At 38.8% G+C, this 1,392-nt stretch carries 1 protein-coding gene; it reads right to left on the bottom strand.

Annotation, left to right across the window (positions count from 1 at the left end):
* Positions 1–1,392, bottom strand: a 1,392-nt coding sequence (locus tag CJP74_RS02555) for a beta strand repeat-containing protein (protein ID WP_147397045.1), incomplete at both ends; no start/stop codon positions are given.

Raw genomic sequence — 1,392 nt, 5'->3', positions numbered from 1 at the left:
GTAAGATTAGTACCATTACCGAAGTAAACGGCTTGGGCACCTGTTACATTCACTGAGCCATCTTTAGATGTTACGTTAGAAGCATTAATTGTTGTAGTTCCGTCTGAATCTACATTAACACCTTTATCACCAGAGATATTACTATTCTCGATAATTGTATCTTCTTTAGCGGTGATATTAACTGTACCCGGTGCTGTTACATTTGAGCCTACTACGCTTACTGAACCATTCGCTGAACCTATGTTCACGTCTTCGTTCGCAGTAAGGTTAGTACCATTACCTAAGTAAACGCCTTTGTCGCCTGTTACATTCACTGAGCCATCTTTCGATGTTACGTTAGAAGCATTAATTGTTGTAGTTCCTTCTGAATCTACATTAACACCTTTATCACCAGAGATATTACTATTCTCGATAATTGTATCTTCTTTAGCGGTGATATTAACTGTACCTGGTGCTGTTACATTTGAGCCAACTACGCTTACTGAACCATTCGCTGAACCTATGTTCACGTCTTCGTTCGCAGTAACGTTAGTACCATTACCTAAGTAAACGCCTTTGTCGCCTGTTACATTCACTGAGCCATCTTTAGATGTTACGTTAGAAGCGTTAATTGTTGTAGTTCCGTCTGAATCTACATTAACACCTTTATCACCTGAGATATTACTATTCTCGATAATTGTATCTTCTTTAGCGGTGATATTAACTGTACCAGGTGCTGTTACATTTGAGCCAACTACGCTTACTGAACCATTCGCTGAACCTATGTTCACGTCTTCGTTCGCAGTAACGTTAGTACCATTACCTAAGTAAACGCCTTTGTCGCCTGTTACATTCACTGAGCCATCTTTAGATGTTACGTTAGAAGCATTAATTGTTGTAGTTCCGTCTGAATCTACATTAACACCTTTATCACCAGAGATATTACTATTCTCGATAGTTGTATCTTCTTTAGCAGTGATATTAACTGTACCCGGTGCTGTTACATTTGAGCCAACTACGCTTACTGAACCATTCGCTGAACCTATGTTCACGTCTTCGTTCGCAGTAATGTTAGTACCATTACCAACATAAACACCTTTGTCACCAGTTACATTCACTGAACCGTTGTTAGAAGTTACATTAGTTGCATTAACAGTTGTTGTACCGTTAGTTGAACTAATATCTACTCCTTTATCACCAGAGCTGTTACTGTTTTCGATAGTAGTATCTTCTTTAGCTGTGATATTTACTGCACCCTCTTTAGAAGTTACATTCGAACCAATAACACTGATTGAACCATTAGGTGATGCAACAGTTATATCGTCTTTAGCTGTAACGTTAGTACCATTACCGAAGTAAACGCCTTGGTCACCTGTTACATTCACTGAGCTGTTGTTAGACGTTACATTAGTT

Origin of the sequence: Psittacicella melopsittaci, from assembly GCF_003585925.1 — a bacterium.
Classification (GTDB): domain Bacteria; phylum Pseudomonadota; class Gammaproteobacteria; order Enterobacterales; family Psittacicellaceae; genus Psittacicella; species Psittacicella melopsittaci.
Note: the sequence above shows the minus strand (reverse complement) of the source record. Positions and strands in the feature narration are given on the sequence as shown.